Raw genomic sequence first — 20269 nt, 5'->3', positions numbered from 1 at the left:
TCACGTTCGGTCGTTGGGCCACAGGTGCGGGTGCCCGCCCGCCTCGGATGCCGCGAATTGTTCGTCCAGGAGGCCGAAGAGCTCGTCCGCGCCCGCGGACCCGACCTCGACGGCGGGCTCCTCGCGCGGCTCGTCCCATTCCCGCGTCAGGCTCGTCAGCCGGTCGAGCAGCCGCTCCCGGGTGACGTCGTCGAGGGGACGCCCGGACACAACCGCGGCCAGACGTTCGACGGCCGCGCGCACCGGGTCCGCCTCCCCGCTCTCCGCCTCGTCGTCCGTCAGCTCCGCGCGCAGGAACGAGGCGAGCGCGGCCGGTGTCGGGTGGTCGAAGACGAGGGTCGCGGGCAGCCTGAGCCCGGTGGCCGTGCCCAGCCGGTTACGCAGCTCGACGGCGGTCAGCGAGTCGAATCCGAGCTCCTTGAACGGCAGGCCGGGATCGACGGCGTCGCCGCCCGGGTCGGGGTGGCCGAGCACCGCCGCGACCCTCGACCGCACCAGCTCCACCAGCCGGGCCTCCCGCTCGGCGGACGAGAGCCCGGCCAGCTCGCGTCGCCACGGCGCCACGCCGGCGGCGTCGGTCGCACGCTCCGGGTCCCGGCCGATCCCCTGGGGGGTCCGCACCAGGGAACGGAGCACCGGCGGCAGGTCCGCCGCCACCGCGCGCAGCGCGGCCATGTCGAGGCGGGCCGTCACCAGGGCGGCGTCCTGGCCGCCGCGCGCGGCGTCGAACAGCGCGAGCGCCTCCCGCTCCGGCATGGGCGCCACGCCGGCGGCGGCCAGCCTGCGCAGGTCCGCCGCGCCGAGACCGCCGGTCAGCTCGCTCTCCCGCGCCCAGTGCCCCCAGGCCAGCGACAGGCCGGGCAGGCCCAGGCCGCGCCGATGCGCGGCGAACGCGTCCAGGAACGCGTTGGCCGCCGCGTAGTTCGCCTGACCCGCCCGGCCGAGCACCCCGCTCAACGAGGAGAACAGCACGAACTCGGACAGATCATGGTCGCGGGTCAGCTCGTGGAGGTTCACCGCCGCGTCGACCTTGGACCGCAGCACCCGGTCCAGCCGCTCCGGGGACAGCGCGGTGACGACCCCGTCGTCGATCACGCCGGCGGCGTGGATCACGGCCGCCGGCGGGTCGTCGGCCAGTACCGCCGCGAGCGCGTCGCGGTCGGCCGCGTCGCAGGCGGCGACCCTGACGCGTGCCCCGAGCGCGATCAGCTCCTCGACGAGCCGGTCGGCGCCGGGCGTGTCCATGCCCCGGCGGCCGAGGAGGAGCAGGCTCGCGCACCCCCGTTCCGCGACCAGGTGGCGCGCCACCGCGCCGCCCACGGTGCCCAGCCCGCCGGTGATCAACACGGTTCCCGGGGCCATGGGCGGCGCGGCGCCCGGTTCCGGGACCCTGGCGAGCCTGGCCGCCCGTACCGTGCCCTCCCGGATGACGAGCTGGGGTTCGCCGGCGGCCAAGGCGGCGGGCAGCGCACCGGAGGACGCCGGGGCGCCGTCGGTGTCGACCAGCGCGAACCGGCCCGGGTGTTCCATCTGGGCCGACCGGACCAGACCCCAGACGGACGCGCCGGCGAGATCCGGCGGGCCGTCCCCCTCCACGGACACCGCTCCCCGGGTGAGGATCACCAGCCTGGCGGAGCCGAGGCGGGCCTCGCCGAGCCAGCTCCGCACCAGGGCGAGCGTGCCGGCGAGGGTGGCGCGGACCGTGGCGGCGACGTCGTCGGCCGGGTCCGCCGCCACGGGCGCGAACACCAGCTCCGGCGGCCGGACGCCGTCGTCCAGCGCGGCGGTCAGCGCGGCCAGGCCGGCGTACCGGTGCCGGGCCGGGCCGGCCGGTCGATCGCCGAGGACGGCACACCGCTCCGGCGGCACCGGCTCGCCCGGCGGCGGGGGGAGCACCGGCCAGTCGAGCTGGAACAGCGCGTCGCGATGGCGGCCGCCCGCGGCCCGCAGCCGGCCGGCGGTGACGGCCCGCAGGGCCAGCGACTCCACGGACACGACGGGCGTGCCGTCCAGGTCGGTGGCGAGCAGCGCGACCTCGTCGTCGCCGCGGCGGGTGATCCGGACCCGCAGCGCCGTGCTTCCGGTGGGCCGCACGGCGACGCCGCGCCACGCGAACGGCAGGTACAGCCGCTCCGCCGGCCCCGTGGCGTCGCGGTCGGCCAGGACGGCGTGCAGCGCGGCGTCGAACAGGGCCGGGTGCAGGCCGTAGCCCGCAGGGTCGACCCCCTCGGGCAGGGCCACCTCGGCGAACAGCTCGTCACCGTGCCGCCAGACTCCGCGCAGCCCTTGGAAGGCGTCGCCGTAGTGGTAGCCGGCCGCGGCCAGCCGGTCGTAGACCCCGGCGATGTCGACGGCGGCGGCGCCGGCCGGCGGCCGGCTCCCGCCGGCCTCCTCCCACGCGGCCGCGCCGGGGACCTCGGCCTGGAGGGTGGCCTCGGCGTTGAGGGTCCACGGTTCGCCCGCCAGGCGCGAGTGCAGCGTGAAGGACCGGCGTCCGGCCTCGTCCGCGCCGCCCACGGTGAGCTGCAGCGTCAGCTCGCCGTCGTCGGGAACGGCGAGCGGGGCGTGCGAGGTCAGTTCCTCGACGCCGCCGAGCCCGTAGCGCGCCGCCATGTGCGCCGCCAGCTCCACCGACGCCGTTCCCGGCAGGAGCACCGTGCCCATCGCGGCGTGGCCGGCGATCCATGGGTGCTCGGGCAGCGAGATCCGGCCGGTGAAGACGGCCTCGTCGCCGCCCGCCAGCTCGACCGCGGCGCCCAGCAGGGGATGGCCGGCGGGCGCGAGGCCCGCGGCGCGCACGTCCCCGGCCCCGGAGGCCGGGGCGTCGAGCCAGAACCGCCCGCGCTGGAAGGGGTAGGTGGGCAGCGGGACGCGCCGTGCCCCGCCGCCGGCGAAGACGGCCGCCCAGTCCACCTGCCCGCCTCCGGTGTGCACCTCTGCCAGCGAGGTGAGGAAGCGGTCGAGGCCGCCGTCGTCGCGCCGCAGCGTTCCGGCTGCGACCACCTCGGCGTCCCGGTCGTGGGCGATCTGTTCCAGTCCCGCGGTGAGCGCCGGGTGGGGGCCGCACTCGACGAAGAGCCTGTGCCCGTCGGCCAGCAGCGACTCGGCCGCGCCGAGGAAGTCGACCGGGCGGCGCAGGTTCTCGAACCAGTAGCCCGCCGTCAGCGCGTGGCCGTCGATCGGGCCTCCGGTGACCGTCGAGTAGAACGGCACCGCGCACTCACCTGGTGTGACCGGCGCGAGCAGGTCCAGCAGCTCTTCCCTGACGGCGTCGACGTGCGCCGAGTGGGAGGCGTAGTCGACGGCGATCCGCCGGGCACGGGCGCCGCTCGCCTCGCACCGCGCCAGCATCTCCTCCAGCGCGCCGGGGTCGCCGGCCACCACGGTCGAGGACGGGGCGTTGACGGCCGCGACCGACAGCCGGTCCGCCCACGGGGCGAGCAGGCTCTCCACCTCGGCGGGCGGCAGCGCCACCGACGCCATGCCGCCGCGGCCCGCCAGCGCCTCCTTGATCAGCCTGCCCCGCGAGGCCACCACCCGCGCCGCGTCGGGCAGGGACAGCGCCCCCGCGACGCAGGCCGCGGCGATCTCCCCCTGGCTGTGCCCGACCACGGCGACCGGCCGGACACCGCAGGACCGCCACAGCTCGGCGAGCGAGACCATCGTCGTGAACAGCGCGACCTGGACGACGTCCACGTCGTCCAGGCTCCTGGCGCCCGGCACGCCTCGCAGGACGTCCAGCGGCGACCAGTCCAGGTAGGGCCCGAACGCCTCCGCGCACTCCCGCGCCTTGGCGGCGAACACCGGCGAGGACGCGATCAGCGGCGCGGCCATGCCGGTCCACTGGGCGCCCTGGCCAGGGAACACGAACACCGCGCCGGGGTGCGCCGTGCCGGGGGCGACGCCCCGGACGACGTCGTCCGGCGGCTCGCCCGCCGCCAGGCCCGCGAGCCCGGCGCGCAGCGCCCGCGGATCGGCGCCGACGACGACGGCGCGGTGCCGGAGCGTGGCGCGGGTGACGGCCAGGGAATAGCCGATGTCGACGTGGGAGACCCGCGGCTCGGCGTCCAGGTGGTCGAGCAGCCGCGCGGCCTGAGCCCGCAGGGCCGCCTCGGACTTCGCCGACAGCGTCCACGGCACGACCGGCATCGCCGCGGCCGTTCCGGCGTCCGCGGCTTCCTCGGCGGGCGCCTGCTCGACCAGGACGTGGGCGTTGGTGCCGCTGAAGCTGAAGGACGAGACGCCGGCCCTGCGGGGCCGCCCGGTCACCGGCCATGGCGTCGTCTCGGTGAGCAGCCGCACCTCGCCCGCCGACCAGTCGACATGCGGGGTGGGCTCGTCGACGCCCAGGCTGGCGGGCAGCACGCCGTGGCGCATGGCCAGCACCATCTTGATGACGCCGGCCAGGCCGGCGGCGGCCTGCGTGTGGCCGATGTTGGACTTCACCGAGCCGAGCAGCAGCGGGCGCCCCGGAGCGCGCCGGGCGCCGTAGGTCGCCAGCAGCGCCTCGCCTTCGATCGGGTCGCCGAGGGTCGTGCCGGTGCCGTGGGCCTCGACGGCGTCGACGTCCTCGGGCGTGAGGCCGGCGCCGGCCAGCGCCTTGAGGATCACCTGCCGCTGCGCGGCGCCGCTGGGAGCCGTCAGGCCGTTGGACGCGCCGTCCTGGTTGAGCGCGGAGCCGCGCACGACCGCCAGCACCTCCCGGCCGGCGCGGCGCGCCTCCGGCAGCGACTGCAGGACGAGCATGGCGACGCCTTCGGAGAAGGACGTCCCGTCCGCCGCGGCCGCGAACGGCTTGCACAGCCCGTCCGGAGCCAGCCCGCCCTGGCGGGTGAACTCCATCAGCAGGGTCGGCGTCGCCATGACCGCGACCCCGCCGACCAGGGCGGTGGTGCAGTCCCCCCGGCGCAGGGCCTCGCAGGCGTGGTGCAGGGCGACCAGGGACGACGAGCAGGCCGTGTCGATGGTGACCGCGGGCCCGTTCAGGCCGAGCGCGTAGGCGATCCGCCCCGACGCGATGGCGCCGCTGTTGCCGTTGAGGTAGTAGCCGCCGAAGCCGGCGACGCCCTCGGGCGAGGCGTTCAGCAGGGTGGAGTAGTCACCGCCGATCATGCCGACGTACACGCCCGTGGGGGTGCCCCGCAGGGAGTCCGGAGGGATGCCGGCCCGTTCGAGGGTCTCCCAGGCGATCTCCAGCAGCAGCCGGTGCTGGGGGTCCATCGCGACCGCTTCCCGCGGCGAGATCTCGAAGAAGCCGGCGTCGAATCCCGCGGCGTCGCGGAGAAATCCGCCGCGCGGGGACACGGGCTGATCCCGAACATTTCCGAGGTCCCAGTTCCGGTCCTCAGGAATGCCGGTCACGCCGATCTCCTCTTGGAGCATCAGGCGCCAGTAATCCTCGGGAGACGATACGCCGCCGGGAAATCTGCAGGCCATTCCCACGATCGCGACGGACGGGCCGCCGCTTTCCGCGACCGCCAGCCGTTCCCGGGTGTCCAGCAGTTCCGCGGTGACCCGCTTCAGATAGTCACGGAGCTTCTCCTCGGTGCTCACGGGAGGCGTTTCCGGTCCTGGTCGCGTCTCACCCAGCTCCTCTTCCCTCGATCGCGCACGGTGTCGTTGCAGGTGAGCTCGGCCGCGCACGGGCACGGACGCACACGGCCGGGGCGCGGTGAACGCCTCGCCCCGCACGGAATGATGGGCGGCGGGCCGTGCGCGGTCCAGGCAGAACCGGCGGCGAAAACACCGGAAGCGGTCAACGGGAAAGCGGTCAAGGCAGAAAAGGCGGCGGAATTCCGCATGTTATTCGGTAGGCGTTCGGTGGTACGGTGCGAAGGGCCGCGCCGTGGCACCGACCCGCGCGGGAACAGAAGTTTCTCCGCCGGTGGCGCCGCCCTCCCTTAATCGCTTTTCCGCACGCCAGACAATGACCTGACATTCGCGTTGCGCCGATCCGCAGGAGGTCGACCGTGGTCTTCAACCCCACTCGTGGCGATCTGCCGGTCCGATTCGGTCCCGGCATACCCAACGTGCCGCCGATCGGGCCCTCGACTCTCGACGCCGACGTCTACCGCGACCCGCGGCGGTACGAGCTCGAGCGCATCCAGGTGCTCAACCGCAGCTGGCAGATCATCTGCCGCTCCGACCAGATCCCCGAACCCGGTGACCACCACGTCTGGCAGGGGCACGGGGAGAGCATCGTCATCACGCGGCGCGACGACGGCGGCCTGTCCGGCTTCCACAACGTGTGTCAGCACCGGGGGGCGCGCATCGTCTCGCGGAGCGGCACGGGAGCGCGCCGCTTCACCTGCCGCTGGCACAACTGGGCCTACGACCGCGAAGGAAAGGTGGTCGGCGTCCCGGACCGTCATGACTTCGACCCCGGCTCCCTGGCCGGTCTGTGCGCCCCCGCCGTGGACGTCGACGAGTGGGGCGGCTGGGTGTGGGCGGTGCTGGCCGGCCCGGGTGTGGCCGGGCCCCTGCTCGACTGGATCGGCCCCGAGATCGCCGCCGACCTCGGCGCCTACCGGATGGAGGACATGCGGCTGGTCGAGAAGCTCGAATGGGAGGTGGACGTCAACTGGAAGGTCACCATCGACGCCTTCAGCGAGTACTACCACGCCCAGGCCCTGCACAACCTCCCGCCCAAGGACGTCAAGGACGGCCGCGAGTCGACGATGGACGTCTTCGGGCGCAACGCCATGATGGTCGTCCCCTTCATGGGCGTGCTGGAGGAGCTGCGCAGCAGCCTGGACCACACGGCGCTGGCGATCTGCAACTACTCCCTGTTCCCCACCGCGGTGTTCAACAGCCACCGGCTGCACACGCAGCTGTTCCGCGCGGTCCCGCTCGGCGTCGACAAGACCCGCTTCGAGGCGTGGGAGCTGCAGTACGTCACCGAGGACACCGGGTACCGCGAGACCGCCGACCTGTTCTGGACGATCTTCAAGGGCGTCATCGAGCAGGACGTCATGGAATGGGTCGACGTGGCCGCCGTCGCCCGCTCCTCCGCCTACCGGCAGAACATCTTCAACGAGCGCGAGTGCCTCCTCACCCACTTCCACCGGGTCTGCGAGGACATGCTCGCCGGCGGCGACGGCCTGGGGCTCGAACCCGAGCGGGACCTCACCCCGCACAAGGGTTGAGGCGCGCGGACATCATGGCCTTTCGCGCTCTCACGCGCCGGCGCACCTGGTTCACCCTGCTCCTCACCATCGTGGCGGCGACCGCGGTGCTGATGGTCGAACCACCGGAACCCGATCCCTTCCAGGTGGGCGTGGCCCACCTGCCCGACTCGTACTCGTCGGTGCGCGCCGAGCGGCTGCTCCGCGAGCTGCCCTCCGCGCGGGTGCGACCGGCGATCGTCGTGGTGAGCCGCGCCGACGGCGCCGCCCTCACCCCGGCGGACCGCGCGGCCCTCGACGGGCGCCTGCCCACGCTGCGCCGGTTCGCCGCCGGCGGTCAGGTGGCCGCCCCGCGGTTCGCGCCGGACGGCACGGTGGCCCTGGTCGCCGTGCCCCTGCCGGCCGCCGACCAGGACAAGACCACCGAGCGGGTCGTCGCGCTGCGGGCGGCGCTGGCGGGCAAGCTGCCCGCGGGCGTCCGCGCGCAGGTGACCGGCGCGCCCGCGTTCGCCACGGACCTGTCCAAGATGTTCGACGGCGCCGACACCACCCTGCTGCTGACGACGCTGCTCGTGGTCGCGCTCCTGCTGCTCGTGACCTATCGCAGCCCGATCCTGTGGGCCGTGCCTCTGCTCGTGGTCGCCGTGACCGAACAGGTCGCGCTGCACGTCGTCAGGCACGTCCTGCCCCGGCTGGAGCTGACGCCGGACGGCGCGACCTTCGCCATCACCAGCGTCCTGGTCTTCGGCGCCGCGACCGACTACGCGCTGCTCCTCATCGCCCGCTACCGGGAGGAACTGCTCCACGAGCAGGACCGGTTCGCCGCGATGAGCACCGCCCTGCGCCAGACCGGCCCGGCCATCCTGGCGAGCGGCGGCACCATCTTCGTCGCCTTGCTGAGCCTGCTCCTCGCGACCGCGGAAGGCACCAGGGCCCTCGGCGTCGCCTGCGCGATCGGCGTCGTCCTGGCCGTGGTCACCGCGCTGTTCGTGCTGCCCGCCGCGATCGTGCTGTGCGGGCGCGGGGTCTTCTGGCCGTTCGTGCCGCGGGTCGGCGGCGTCGCCTCCGTGGGCCGGGTCTGGGGCCGCATGGGCGACGCCGTGGCACGCCGCCCGCGTCTGGTCGCCGCGGCGAGCGTCGTCCTGCTCGCCGGCCTCGCGGCGGGCACGCTCGGGCTTCAGGTGGGCCTGTCGCAGAGCGAGCAGTTCCGCGACAAGCCGGAGGCCGTCCTCGGCGCCGAGGCCCTGGCCCGCGCCTTCCCCGCCGGCGCCACCCAGCCCGTCGCCGTGCTCACCGCTCCGGCCGCCGCGGAACGCGTCGTCCAGGCGGCCGAGGCCGTGCCGAACGTCGCGGGCGCGGAGGTCGCCGAGCGGACGGCGACGCTCGCCCGCGTCTCGGTCGTGCTGAAGCCCGAACCCGGGACCGACGCCGCCGACCGGGCCATCCGCGACCTGCGCACGGCGGTCGCCGCCCTGCCGGACGCGAAGGCGGAGGTGGGCGGCGAGATCGTCGCCGGCCTGGACATCCTCGACGCCTACGGGCGGGACACCGCCCTCATCCTGCCGATCATCCTGGTGCTCGTCGGCCTGGTGCTGGTCGTCCTGCTGCGCGGCGTCCTGGCGCCGGTGCTGCTGGTCGTCACGGTGGGGGTCTCGTTCCTGGCGAGCCTGGGGGCGAGCAACCTGCTCTTCCGGCACGTGCTGGACTACCCGGCGCTCGATCCTGGTGTCGTGCTGGTGGCGTTCGTGCTGATGGTGGCCCTCGGGGTGGACTACAACATCTTCCTGGTCACCCGGGCCAAGGAGGACGCGGCCCACCTCGGCACCCGTGCGGGCATGCTGAACGCGCTGCGGGTCACCGGCGGGGTCATCACCAGCGCCGGCATCCTGCTGGCCGCCGTGTTCGCCGTCCTCGGCGTGATCCCCGTGATCATCGCCGGGCAGATCGGCGTGATCGTCGGCATCGGGGTGCTGCTCGACACCCTGTTGGTGCGGACGGTCCTGGTGCCCGCGCTGGCCTTGATCCTCGGGAGCCGTTTCTGGTGGCCCGGCCGGGAGCCGTCCGCGGCCGGGCGGGCGCGGCCCGCGATCCCCGCGGACGCCGGCGAGCGCTGAGCCCCGCGAAGGACGCCCGCCCGCTCCCGCGGGCGTCCTTCGCGGTCACCCCTGCTGGGGCGCCAGCCGCCGGCGGATGAGGCCGGCGACCTCCTGCTGGTGCTGGGCGAGGTAGAAGTGCCCGCCGGAGAACGTGTGCAGGTCGAACGGGCCGGTCGTGTGATGGCTCCACGCCTTGGCCTCGTCCGCGTCCACCGTCGGGTCCTCGTCGCCGATCATGACGACCACGGGACAGTCGAGCCTCGCGCCCGGCCGGCACCGGTAGGTCTCGACCGCCTTGTAGTCGTTGCGCATCGGCGGAAGGATCATTCCCAGCAGTTCCGGGTCGTTGAGGATGCGGACGTCGGTGCCGCTGAGCCGCTTGAGGTCCTCGATGAGGCCCTCGTCGTCGCGCAGGTGGACGCTCTCCTCCCGGTAGGCCGACGGCGCCCGGCGGCTGGAGGCGAACAACGTCACCGGGGCCGCGCCGAGCGTCCGCTTCATGCGGTCGGCCACCTCGAAGGCGACCAGCGCGCCCATGCTGTTGCCGAACAGCGCGACCGGGCGGTCCAGCAGAGGCCCGAGCGCGGCGAACGCCTGGTCGGCGAGTTCGTCGACGGTGGACAGCGGAGGCTCGTGGTGGCGGTCCTGCCGCCCCGGGTACTGGATCGCGAGCACCTGGACGCCGGACCTCAGCGCGTTGGACAGCGGGACGTAGTAGCTGGCCGATCCGCCGGCGTGCGGGAAGCACACGAGGGTCGGCCCGTTCTCGGGCCCGGCGTGGTAACGGCGGATCCACACGTCGTCCAGGGCGGTCATGCAAGGGCTCCGTTCGTCAGAAAGGCTCGTGACATGGCGGCGCGCGGGTGGCGGGCCGCGCTCACCGGTGCGCGGTCAGATAGTCCGACAGCCCGTCCAGAAGGCGGTCTACGTCCTCCGCCGAGCTGTAGGGGGCAAGGCTCACCCGCAGGCCGCCGAGGTCGCCCAGGCCGAGCCGCCGGGAGGCCTCGACCGCGTAGAACGACCCGGATCCGGCGTCGACCGCCCGGGCCGCCAGATACCTGCTCACATCCCGCGTGTCGTGACCGTCCACGGTCAGCAGCAGGGTGGGGGTGCGGCGGGACGCGCGGGAGTGGCTGGTGACCGCCTCGATACCGGCGAGCCCCTCCTCCAGCCGGACGCGCAGCGCGTCCTCGTGCCCCTCGATCGCGGCCATGGCCGACACCAGCCGCTCCCGGCGGGTCCCCTCGGCGGGGCCGCCCAGTTCGGCGAGGAAGTCCACCGTGGCACGCGCTCCGGCGAGGATCTCGTACGGCAGGATGCCGAGCTCGAAGCGTTCGGGGACGTCGTCCATCGCGGCCAGCAGCTTGTCCGGCCACAGGGTGCGCAGCAGGCCGGGGCGGCCGGCCAGGACGCCGAGGTGGGGCCCGAGGAACTTGTAGGCGGAGCAGACGAGGAAGTCCGCGCCCAGCTCGGCCATGTCCACACCGGCGTGGGCGCTGTAGTGGGCGGCGTCCACGAAGAACAGGGCCCCGGCCTCGTGGACCAGCCGGGAGATCCCCGGGATGTCGGGCCGGGTGCCGATCAGGTTGGAGGCGGCGGTGACGGCGACCACGCGGGTGCGCTCCGACAGGACCTCCCGGACGTGGTCGGCCGTCAGCTCGCCGGTGGCGGGGTCGAAGTCCGCCCACCGGACGACGGCCCCGGCCTGGGCCGCCGCCCTGACCCACGGCCGGATGTTGCACTCGTGGTCGAGCCGGGTGACCACCACCTCATCGCCGGGGGCCCAGTTCCCGGCCAGGGTGCGGGAGAAGTCGAAGACGAGCTGCGTCGCGCTGCGCCCGAAGACGACGCCCGCCGGGTCGGCGCCGAGAAGGTCCGCCAAAGCCCGGCGGGCCGCGACCACGATGGCCTCGGCCCTGCGCTCCCCCGCGGTGCTCGCGCCGCGGTTGGACAGCGGGTTGGACAGCGCGTCGGCGATGGCGTCGATGACCGGCTCGGGGATCTGGGTGCCGCCCGCCCCGTCGAAGTGCGCGGATCCCGCCTTCAGCGCGGGAAAACGCGCCCGCAGCGCGTGGAGGTCATAGCGGTGAAGAGTCGTCACGGAGAGGCTCCGGGGTGATGGGTCCGGGATTGGAGCCGCTATCGGGAGACCGCCAGGTCCCCCGCCGGCGGCAGGTACTTCGTGAACCGGGCCTTCAGTTCGCCCTCGGGAAAGGCGTCCTGCCATGGCTTGCGCGCGCCGGCGTAGTGGAGCAGCCGGGTGTCCCGCGTTTCGCGGTTCTCCTCGTAGGTGGAGAAGTCCATGTCGTTCCAGCGAGAGTCCAGACGGATCCACCGGTCGTCGGCGGCGATGTTCAAGGCGTCCTGCACGGCGAATCGCAACCGGGCCGAATTCTCGCGCAGATAGGCGAGCGACGTGGCCGCCACCTTCTCCTCGCGGCAGCGTGCGAGGTCCATCAGCAGCACGCCGGAATTGAAATAGTCGCTCCAGAACGTCAGCCGCCCCGCGCCCCCGTCGAATCCGGGAAGGCCGCCCGCCGCGCTGACGGTCGGCGAGCCGATGTCCACGGCCGCGGCGAGCAGCTCACCCCGCAGGTCGGTCCGCCACAGCTCGGCGAGCCCGCCCGTGCAGACGATGTCGGAGTCCAGGTACAGCATGCGCGGCACCGACGGCGGCGCCAGCTCGGGCAGCAGCAGCCGGTAGTAGGCGGCGTGGGTGATCCGTGAGGACATGATCCGCCAGGAGGACAGCGGCAGGGCGTGCAGCTCGTCGGGCACGCGCAGCACGTGGACGGCGCCGTGCGGCTCCGCCTCCCGCGCGAAGGCGTCGAGGATCGGCGTGGGCACGTCGGGGCCCGGCGTCAGCCACCAGGAGACCGGGTCACCGGCGGATGTCCCCCGGTCGAGCACCGACCTCATCGTGGCCATCGCGTACCGCGCGAACGCCAGGTCGAAGGCCAGGGAAATGTCCATCGAATCGTCCCCCACATATCGTGGTCGCCCGTGCGGCCGGCACCGTGGGTGTGTACGGCCGGGATTCAGGCGCCTGTCAGAATCATCCGCAGCGCGCGGCGGCGCGAGCCAGGCAGAAACGGCGGAGAATTGCGCCGCGCACCGCTTTCAGCGGGCCACCCTGTCCAGGGCCGCGACCACCGCCCCCGCGCCGTTCTCGACGGCCACGCGCCGGCTCAGCGCCGTCGCCGCGGTCCGGTAGGACGGGTCGGACACCGCGCCGGAGATCGCCTCGGCGAGCCTCGCGGCGGAGAGCTTCCCGTACGGCACCGGTCGCGGCCCCGCGCCCAGCGCCGCGACGCGGCCCGCCCAGAACGGCTGGTCGCCGAGGATGGGCACGCCCACCGTGGGCACGCCGGCCCGCAGCCCGGCCGCGGTCGTGCCGGCCCCGCAGTGGTGGACCACCGCGGCCATCCGCGGGAACAGCCATTCGTGTGGCGTCTGGCCGATCGTGAGAAGGCGGTCCGAGCGGCTCGCCAGGCCGGCCCATCCGGCGTGGAGCACGCCGCGCGCTCCGGCCAGGCGCAGCGCCTCCTCCACCACCTCGACGATCCGCGCCCCGTCCGCGATGTTCCTGCTGCCGAACCCGACGTACACCGGAGGCGGACCCGCGTCGAGGAAGCCCGCGAGGTCCGCGGGCGGCCGCCAGTCCGGCGGGACCGCCGGCCACAGGTAGCCGGAGACCTCGAGCCCCGCCCGCCAGTCGACCGGCCGGGGCAGCACGCTCGGGCTGTAGGCGTGCAGGACCGTCCAGGCGTCCATCTGCGCGCCCAGCTCGCGCCGGGTCGCGGGAGGCAGTCCGAGCCGTGCGCGCAGCTCCCTGATGCCGCGGACGGCCAGGCGTCCCATCAGGCCCAGGACGAGGTGGCCCGCGGCCCGGTTGCCCCAGGAGCCGAGCGATCCCCCGGTCCCGAGAAAGGACGGCGGGTGCGCGGCCGTGGGGAAGAGCGGCTGCAGGAACAGCCCCATGCTGGGGATGCCCAGGCTTTCCGCGACGTACATGCCGGCCTGCGCCGGCATCGACAGCAGCAGGACGTCGATCCCGTCCTTGGCCACGGCGAGAACGGACTCGCCGAGCTCCAGCGTCTGTGCGGTGACGCTCCGCAACGCCCGGGAGGAGTTCTCGGCCTGGGTCCATCCTCCGGCCGCGGCGGGGTCCCCGGCGATCTCGCGGAACTCCGCGCCGCAGGCCCGGACCAGCTCGGCGAACCGCGGGAAGGCCGCGATGGCGACCTCGTGGCCGGCGGCGCGCAGCGGGGCGGCGAGCCCGGTGTACGGCGCGACGTCGCCCATCGTCCCGAGCGCCACGATCAGCACCCTCATGGCACGAGCTCCTGGTGCTCCAACGTCAGCTTCTCCAGGACGGGCACGATGTCGTTCGGAGTGGGATCGCTCAGCGACTCCCGGCGCAGCCGGTCCGCGCCCTCGGCGAAGCGCGGCTCCTCGAGCACGCGCAGGAGTCCGTCGCGCAGCGCCCGCGGGGTCAGCTCGTTCTGCGGGATCACGAGCGCGGCGCCCACCTCGGCCGTGCGCCGCGCCCGGTAGGAGTTCTCGAACACCATCGGCGAGATGAGCTGTGGCACGCCGTAGATCGCCGCGGTGGACCAGGTGCCGGCCCCGCAGTGGTGCGCCACGGCCGAGCAGGTCGGCAGCAGGGCGTGCAGCGGGACGAAGTCCACGGCCCTGACATTGCCCGGCAGCCGGGACACCTGGGCGCGCTGGGCGGCGTTCAGCGTGGCGACGATCTCGACGTCCAGATCGCCCACCGCGTCCAGCATGCCGTCGAGGGAGCCCAGCAGGTAGTCGGCGCCGCTGCGGGCGGTCAGTCCGAGCGTGAGGCACACGCGCGGGCGCGTGGGCGGCTCGCGTAACCAGTCGGGCACCACGGCCGCGCCGTTGTACGGGACGTAGCGCATCGCGACCGTGGGCTCCCCCAGGGGCATGCGGATGCTGGCGGGAAGCGTGTCGATCGTCCACTGTCCTCGCAGGAGCGACTCCTCGAAGAGCAGGCCGTGACGGTCGAGGGCTCCACGGAGCCATCCCGCCAGAGCGTCCTGCGCCGCCCCCGGCCGCTCGGCGAGGCGGCGCAGGAACCTCGCGCGGATGTCGAGCAACAGGTCCGCGCCCCACAGCAGGCGGGCGTGCGCCGCGCCGACGGAACGCGCCGCGACCGCGCCCGCCACGGTGAAGGGCTCCCAGATCACCAGGTCCGGTCGCCATTCCCTGGCGAACCGCACCAGATCATCGATCATCGGGTCGTTGTTGGCGTGCGCGAAGAACGCCGAGGGCAGGACGGTGTTCAGCGTCTTGAGGAACTCCCAGGCGTGCACCTCGGGGCGTACCGGATCGAGGTCGATGGAATGCCAGGGCACGCCGGCGCCGACGTCGGCGCCCTCCATCGCCGGCAACAGGTCGTGGTCCTCGCCCACCGGCACGGCGGTCAGGCCCGCCTCGGTGATGGTGCCGGTCAGACCGGGCTGGCTGGCCACCCGGACCTCGTGCCCGGCCGTCCGCATGGCCCAGGCCAGCGGAACCATGCTGAGGAAATGGGTCTTCATGGCGAACGAAGTGAAAAGCACACGCAAGGCGATCAACCCTCTCGGGCGGGGAGGTGGTCCGGCCGGGTCATCCGACGCCGAACTCTCTGTCGATGAGCGCGAACATCTCGTCGTCGCCGGCGTCCGCGATCCGGTCCCGCTCGCGCGGGCCGCCGGTGTGCCGGGCCAGCATCGTCCGCAGTCGTGTGAGCAGGGCCGTCCGTTCGGAGTCCGGCACGTCGAGGGCGCCGAACGCCTCGTCCAGCCGGTCGATCTCGGCGAGCATCCGTCCGGCGGGCGTGGGCTCGGCGCCGATCAGCCGCTCGCGCAGGAAGCCCAGCAGCGCTACGGGAGTGGGGTGGTCGAAGATCAGCGTCACGGGCAGCCGCGACCCGGTCGCCGCGGCGAGCCGGTTGCGCAGTTCCACCGCGGTGAGGGAGTCCATCCCGAGTTCCCTGAACGGCCGCGCGGGTTCCACCGACGCCGCCGATTCGTATCCCAGCACCGCGGCGACCTGACTGTAGACCAGGTCCGCGAGAGCCTGCTCGCGTCGCGCCGCGGGCATCGCCGCCAGCCTGACGACCGGTGCGCTCCCGTCCGCGGACGCCGTGACCGCGCGGCGGCGGGTCAGCCCGCGCAGCAGCGTCGACTCCATGACGCCGAGATCCAGCCGGGCGGGCAGCAGCACGGCGTCGTCGCGGGCGACGGCCGCGTCGAACAGCGCCAGGCCCCACTCGGGGGACATCGGGAGCATGCCGGCGCGGGCCATCCGCCGCTGCCGTCCGGCGTCGCCGAGATCGCCGGCCATCTCGCTGTGCCCGGCCCACAACCCCCAGGCCAGCGACGTCCCGGGCAGCCCGGCCGCGCGGCGCCGGCGGGCGAGCGCGTCGAGGAACGCGTTGGCCGCCGCGTAGTTGCCCTGGCCCGGCGCCCCGAACGTGCCGGACGCGGAGGAGAACATCACGAACGCGGCCAGGTCCGCGTCCCGCGTCAGTTCGTGCAGGTGAAGGGCCGCGTCCGCCTTCGCGGCGAGCACCGCCTCGAACCGCTCGGGCGTCAGCGCCTCGATCAGGCCGTCGTCCAGCACTCCCGCCGCGTGGACGACGGCCGTCAGCGGGCGGTCCAGCCGCGCCAGCACGCCGGCCAGTGCCTCGCGGTCCGACACGTCACACGCCGCGAAGGTCACGGTGGCGCCGGCCTGGGACAGTTCGTCGGCCAGTTCCCCGGCCCCCGGGGCCGTCGCACCGCGCCGCGAGACGACCAGCAGGCGCCGCGCGCCGTACGCGGAGACCAGATGGCGGGCGACCAGGCGGCCGAGCCCGCCGCTGCCGCCGGTGATCAGAACGGTCCCCTCCGGGTCGATGGCGCGGGCCGGGGCCGTCGCCGCGTCCGGCCGCGCCCTGGTCAACCGCAGGCCGTACAGCTCGCCGTCCCGGATCGCGACCTGCGGCTCGCCGGTCGCCACCGCGGCCGCCAGCAGGGAGGTGTCCCCGTCGGTGTCGACGAGCACGAACCTGCCCGGGTGCTCGGCCTGCGCGGATCTGACCAGCCCCCACACCGCCGCCTGCGCGGGGTCGTGCTCCGCGTTCCTGGTGACGACGGCCAGCCGGGCGGCGGCGAACCGCTCCTCCGCCGGCCACCGCCGCAGCAAGGGCAGCACGCGGCGGATGTGGGCGCGGGCGGCCGTCGCGCCGCCGGTCTGCGTGACCGGCAGTTCCACGGCGACCGGCGCCTCCACCGGCACGTCGGCGAGGCCGGTGAGGTCGGCGAGGCCGGTGACGAAGAGGACGTCGCCGGGCGGGCCGGCGGGCAGCCGCGTCCAGGCGGGCAGGAAGAGCGATTCCGCGACCGGGTCCCGCGAGGCGGCGAGCAGCTCGCCGGTGAGCGGCCGGGCCACGACCGACGCCACCGACGCCACGGGCGCGCCGCTCGCGTCGCAGATGTCGACCGAACGCGCGTCCGGGCCCGCCGGAGCGATGCGGACCCGGACCGCCGAGGCGCCCACCGCGTGCAGCGCGACCCTGTGCCAGGCGAACGGCAGTTTCGGCGGGCCGGGCAGGCCCATCGCGTCGGCGGCCAGCGCGGCCTGCAGGGCCGCGTCCAGCAGCGCCGGGTGCAGGCCGTACCCCTCAGGGGCGACGACGTCCGGCAGGGCCGCCTCGGCGTAGATCACCTCACCGGAGCGCCACAGCCTCCGCAGTCCCTGGAAGGCGGGGCCGTAGTCGAATCCCTTGTCGCGCAGGTCCTCGTACATGCCGGCGAGGTCCACCTCCGTGGCCCGCGGCGGCCACTCGGTCAGCGACACGGCGTCCGGGCCCGCCGCGGGCAGGAGACCGCCCAGCGCGTGCGGCGTCCAGCCGGCGTCGCCGGGCGCCGCCTCGTCGAGGGAGTACACGCTCACCTTGCGGCGGCCCGTCTCGTCGGCGCCGCCGACGACCACCTGCAGCCGGACGGCCCCGTCCGCGGGGAGCACCAGCGGCGCCTGGATGGTCAGCTCGTCGAGCAGGCCGCAGCCGCCCTGGTCGCCGGCGTGCAGGGCCAGCTCGGCGAACGCCGTCCCGGGGAGCAGGACCGTGTCGTGGACGGCGTGGTCGGCGATCCAGGGATGGTCGTCCGCCGACAGCCTGGCGGTGAACAGGAAGCCGCCCGACTCCGGGAGCGCCACCCCGGCGCCGAGCAGTGGGTGCCGCGTCCCGGTCAGCCCGAGCGCGGCGGCGTCCTGGGGCGCCGCGCCGGCGGGGTCCAGCCAGAAGCGGCGGCGCTGGAAGGCGTACGTCGGCAGGTCGACGCGGGTGCCGGCGCCGCCGGACACCGCGGGCCAGTCCACCGGGGCGCCCCGCACGTATGCCTCGGCCAGCGAGGCGGGGAAGCGGTCGCCCTCGTCGCGCCGCAGGGAGCCGAGGATCGCGGCCTCGGCCCCGGCCTGGTCGGCGATTCCCTGCAGCGCCATCCCCAGCACCGGATGCGGGCTGGACTCGATGAAGATCCGGTACCCGTCGGCCAGCATGGCGCCGGCGGCGCCGGCGAAGTCGACCGGTCGACGAAGGTTGTCGAACCAGTACCGCCCGGTCAGCTCCGAGGTGTCCAGCGGTCCCCCGGTGACGGTCGAGTAGAAGGGCACCTGGCCACTGCGCGGCGCCAGCGTCTCCAGCCGTTCCAGCAGCGTCTCCCGCAGCACGTCCACCTGAGCGCTGTGGCTCGCCACCGTCGCCACCACCACGCGCGCCCGCACGCCGTCGGACTCGCACGCGGCCACGAACTCGCCGATCGCGTCGGCCGCGCCCGCCACGGTGGTGGCCCGCGGCCCGTTCAGACCGGCCACGGTGAGCGCGCCGCCCCAGCGGGCGAGCCGCGCCAGGACCTCCTCCGCGGGCAGCACGACCGACGCCATGGCCCCCTTGCCGGTCAGCCTCTCCGCGATCAGGCGGCTGCGGACGGCGACCACGCGTGCCGCGTCGTCCAGGGAGAGCCCGCCGGCGACGCAGGCGGCGGCCAGCTCGCCCTGCGAGTGCCCCGCGACGGCGTCCGGGCGCACGCCGTACGACCGCCACAGCTCGGCCAGCGAGACCATCACGGTGAACAGCGCCGGCTGGGCCACGTCCAGATCGCCGAGGGTCCGGGCGCCCGGCCGGTCGAGCAGCACGTCCATCAGCGAGAAGTCGAGGTACGGCTCGAACGCGGCCACGCAGTCCCGCACCCGCGCGGCGAAGGCGGGCGACTCCATCAGCGGGACGGCCATGCCGGCCCACTGGGAGCCGTGGCCGGGGAAGACGAAGGCCACGCCGCCCTCGACGACGCGGCCCCGTACGAGGTTCGCGGCGGGCTCGCCCGTGGCCAGCGCCGCCAGACCGGCGGTCATCCCGTCCCCGCCGGGGCCGAGGATCACCGCGCGGTGCTCCAGGGCGGCCCTGCCGGTCGCGAGCGACCAGCCCACATCGATCGGGGAGGCGTCCGTCTCCGTCAGGAACGACGCCAGCCGGCCGGCCTGCCCGCGCAGCGCCGCCTCGTCGCGCGCCGACACCGGCCAGGCGAGCGGTCCCGGCGGGCCGGGCCTGGCGGGGACGTCCGCCTCGGCGACCTCTTCGGCGGCTTCCAGGACCAGGTGCGCGTTGGTGCCGCTGAGCCCGAACGACGACACACCCGCCCGCCGAGGACGCCCCGTCTCCGGCCACTCGACCGCCTCGGTCAACAGCGAAACAGCGCCCGCCGACCAGTCCACATGCGGCGTCGGCTCATCCACATGCAACGTCTTGGGCAACACCCCATGCCGCATGGCCTGGACCATCTTGATCACACCGCCCACCCCGGCGGCGGCCTGGGTGTGACCGATGTTGGACTTCAACGACCCCAGCCACAACACACGCTCCCGACCCTGCCCATAAGCCGCCAGCAACGCCTGCGCCTCGATCGGATCACCCAACCGCGTCCCGGTCCCATGCGCCTCCACCACATCAACATCAACCGGCGACAACCCCGCATCCACCAACGCCGCACCAATCACCCGCTGCTGCGAAGGACCATTAGGCGCCGTCAACCCATTGGAAGCACCGTCCTGATTCACCGCCGAACCCCGCACCACCGCCAACACCCGATGACCATTACGCCGCGCGTCCGACAACCGCTCCAGCAGCACCAGGCCCACGCCCTCGGCTCCCGAGGTGCCGTCGGCGGCGGCGCTGAACGCCTTCACCCGCCCGTCCGGGGCGAGCCCGCGCTGGCGGCTGAACTCGGTGAAGAACGACGGGGTGGACATCACCGTGACGCCCCCGGCGAGCGCCATCGAGCACTCACCCCGGCGCAGCGCCTGCACCGCCAGATGGATCGCCACCAGCGACGACGAGCACGCGGTGTCCACCGTCAGCGCCGGGCCCTCCAGCCCGAACGTGTACGAGACCCGGCCGGACGCGACCGCCACCGCGTTGCCCGCCATGAGGTAGCCCTCATGCTCCCCCGCGCCCCCGGGAGTGATCATGTGCCGGACGCCGTAACCGCCGGCCATGACCCCGGTGAACACGCCCGTACGGCTGCCCCTCAGCGCGGCCGGGTCGAGGCCGGCCCGTTCGAACAGCTCCCACGTGGTCTCCAGCAGCAGCCGCTGCTGGGGGTCGATCGTCACCGCCTCGCGCGGCGAGATGCCGAAGAACGCGGCGTCGAAGCCGGCGACGCCGGGTAACAGGCCCGCCTGCCGGACGTAGCTGTGCCCCGCGCGCGCGGGGTCGTCGTCGAACAGGTTCGCCAGATCCCAGCCGCGGTCGTCCGGGAACGGGCCGATGGCGTCCGTCCCCGTGGCCACCAGCCGCCACAGGTCCTCGGGAGAACCGACGCCCCCGGGGTAGCGGCAGCTCATCGCGATGATCGCGATCGGCTCGCGCGTGGCCGCGAGCTGCGATCTGAGCCGCTCGGTCTCCTTGACGGAAGCCCGAAGCGCCTCGAGGACGCGGCTGTCCGCATTCGTCATGAACGTGTTCCTCCACCAGCGGCGATTCAGCGGTCTGTGTAA

At 74.3% G+C, this 20269-nt stretch carries 9 protein-coding genes; 2 read left to right on the top strand and 7 right to left on the bottom strand.

The features are described 5' to 3' along the window. Complete coding sequence (locus tag BJ981_RS16155; protein WP_184612166.1) at window positions 1-5553, bottom strand: type I polyketide synthase; 5553 nt, start codon at window positions 5551-5553, stop codon at window positions 1-3. Window positions 5554-6029: 476 nt separating this feature from the next. Between BJ981_RS16155 and BJ981_RS16150 the strand changes: the two genes are divergently transcribed. Beyond that, window positions 6030-7145, top strand: a complete 1116-nt coding sequence (locus tag BJ981_RS16150; RefSeq protein WP_184612165.1) for an aromatic ring-hydroxylating oxygenase subunit alpha — start codon at window positions 6030-6032, stop codon at window positions 7143-7145. Window positions 7146-7159: 14 nt separating this feature from the next. Continuing rightward, a complete protein-coding gene (locus tag BJ981_RS16145) occupies window positions 7160-9238 on the top strand; it encodes an MMPL family transporter (RefSeq protein ID WP_184612164.1) in 2079 nt (692 codons plus the stop codon). Between the two features lie 45 nt (window positions 9239-9283). On the opposite strand, the gene BJ981_RS16140 is transcribed toward BJ981_RS16145, so the two are convergent. The 6 genes from BJ981_RS16140 to BJ981_RS16115 all read right to left on the bottom strand — a co-directional run bounded on the left by BJ981_RS16140 (window position 9284) and on the right by BJ981_RS16115 (window position 20227). Next, window positions 9284-10036, bottom strand: a complete 753-nt coding sequence (locus BJ981_RS16140) for a thioesterase II family protein (RefSeq protein ID WP_184612163.1) — start codon at window positions 10034-10036, stop codon at window positions 9284-9286. A 61-nt stretch (window positions 10037-10097) separates the two neighbouring features. Next, window positions 10098-11321, bottom strand: coding sequence for a cysteine desulfurase-like protein (locus tag BJ981_RS16135; RefSeq protein WP_239139711.1), 1224 nt, complete (start codon window positions 11319-11321; stop codon window positions 10098-10100). 38 nt (window positions 11322-11359) lie between these two features. Continuing rightward, the gene (locus BJ981_RS16130; RefSeq protein WP_184612161.1) at window positions 11360-12193 is read right to left on the bottom strand and encodes a glycosyltransferase family 8 protein; all 834 of its coding nucleotides are present in this window, start codon (window positions 12191-12193) and stop codon (window positions 11360-11362) included. 147 nt (window positions 12194-12340) lie between these two features. Further along, the gene (locus BJ981_RS16125; RefSeq protein WP_184612160.1) at window positions 12341-13555 is read right to left on the bottom strand and encodes a glycosyltransferase; all 1215 of its coding nucleotides are present in this window, start codon (window positions 13553-13555) and stop codon (window positions 12341-12343) included. Beyond that, complete coding sequence (locus BJ981_RS16120) at window positions 13552-14811, bottom strand: activator-dependent family glycosyltransferase (protein ID WP_275422336.1); 1260 nt, start codon at window positions 14809-14811, stop codon at window positions 13552-13554. The genes BJ981_RS16125 and BJ981_RS16120 overlap by 4 nt, the downstream gene beginning before the upstream one ends. Before the next feature lie 46 nt (window positions 14812-14857). Then, window positions 14858-20227, bottom strand: coding sequence for a type I polyketide synthase (locus BJ981_RS16115; protein WP_184612158.1), 5370 nt, complete (start codon window positions 20225-20227; stop codon window positions 14858-14860). Between the last annotated feature and the right edge of the window lie 42 nt (window positions 20228-20269).

This window comes from Sphaerisporangium krabiense (genome assembly GCF_014200435.1).
Classification (GTDB): Bacteria; Actinomycetota; Actinomycetes; order Streptosporangiales; family Streptosporangiaceae; genus Sphaerisporangium; species Sphaerisporangium krabiense.
The sequence above is the reverse complement of the archived record's forward strand: the minus strand, read 5'-3'. Positions and strand labels throughout refer to the sequence as shown.

What these genes read in the sequence shown, in the direction of transcription:
- BJ981_RS16145 (WP_184612164.1), top strand. Translation starts at nt 7,160, where the DNA reads ATGGCCTTTCGCGCTCTCACGCGCCGGCGCACCTGGTTCACCCTGCTC.
- BJ981_RS16140 (WP_184612163.1), bottom strand. Translation starts at nt 10,036, where the DNA reads ATGACCGCCCTGGACGACGTGTGGATCCGCCGTTACCACGCCGGGCCC.
- BJ981_RS16130 (WP_184612161.1), bottom strand. Translation starts at nt 12,193, where the DNA reads ATGGACATTTCCCTGGCCTTCGACCTGGCGTTCGCGCGGTACGCGATG.
- BJ981_RS16125 (WP_184612160.1), bottom strand. Translation starts at nt 13,555, where the DNA reads ATGAGGGTGCTGATCGTGGCGCTCGGGACGATGGGCGACGTCGCGCCG.
- BJ981_RS16115 (WP_184612158.1), bottom strand. Translation starts at nt 20,227, where the DNA reads ATGACGAATGCGGACAGCCGCGTCCTCGAGGCGCTTCGGGCTTCCGTC.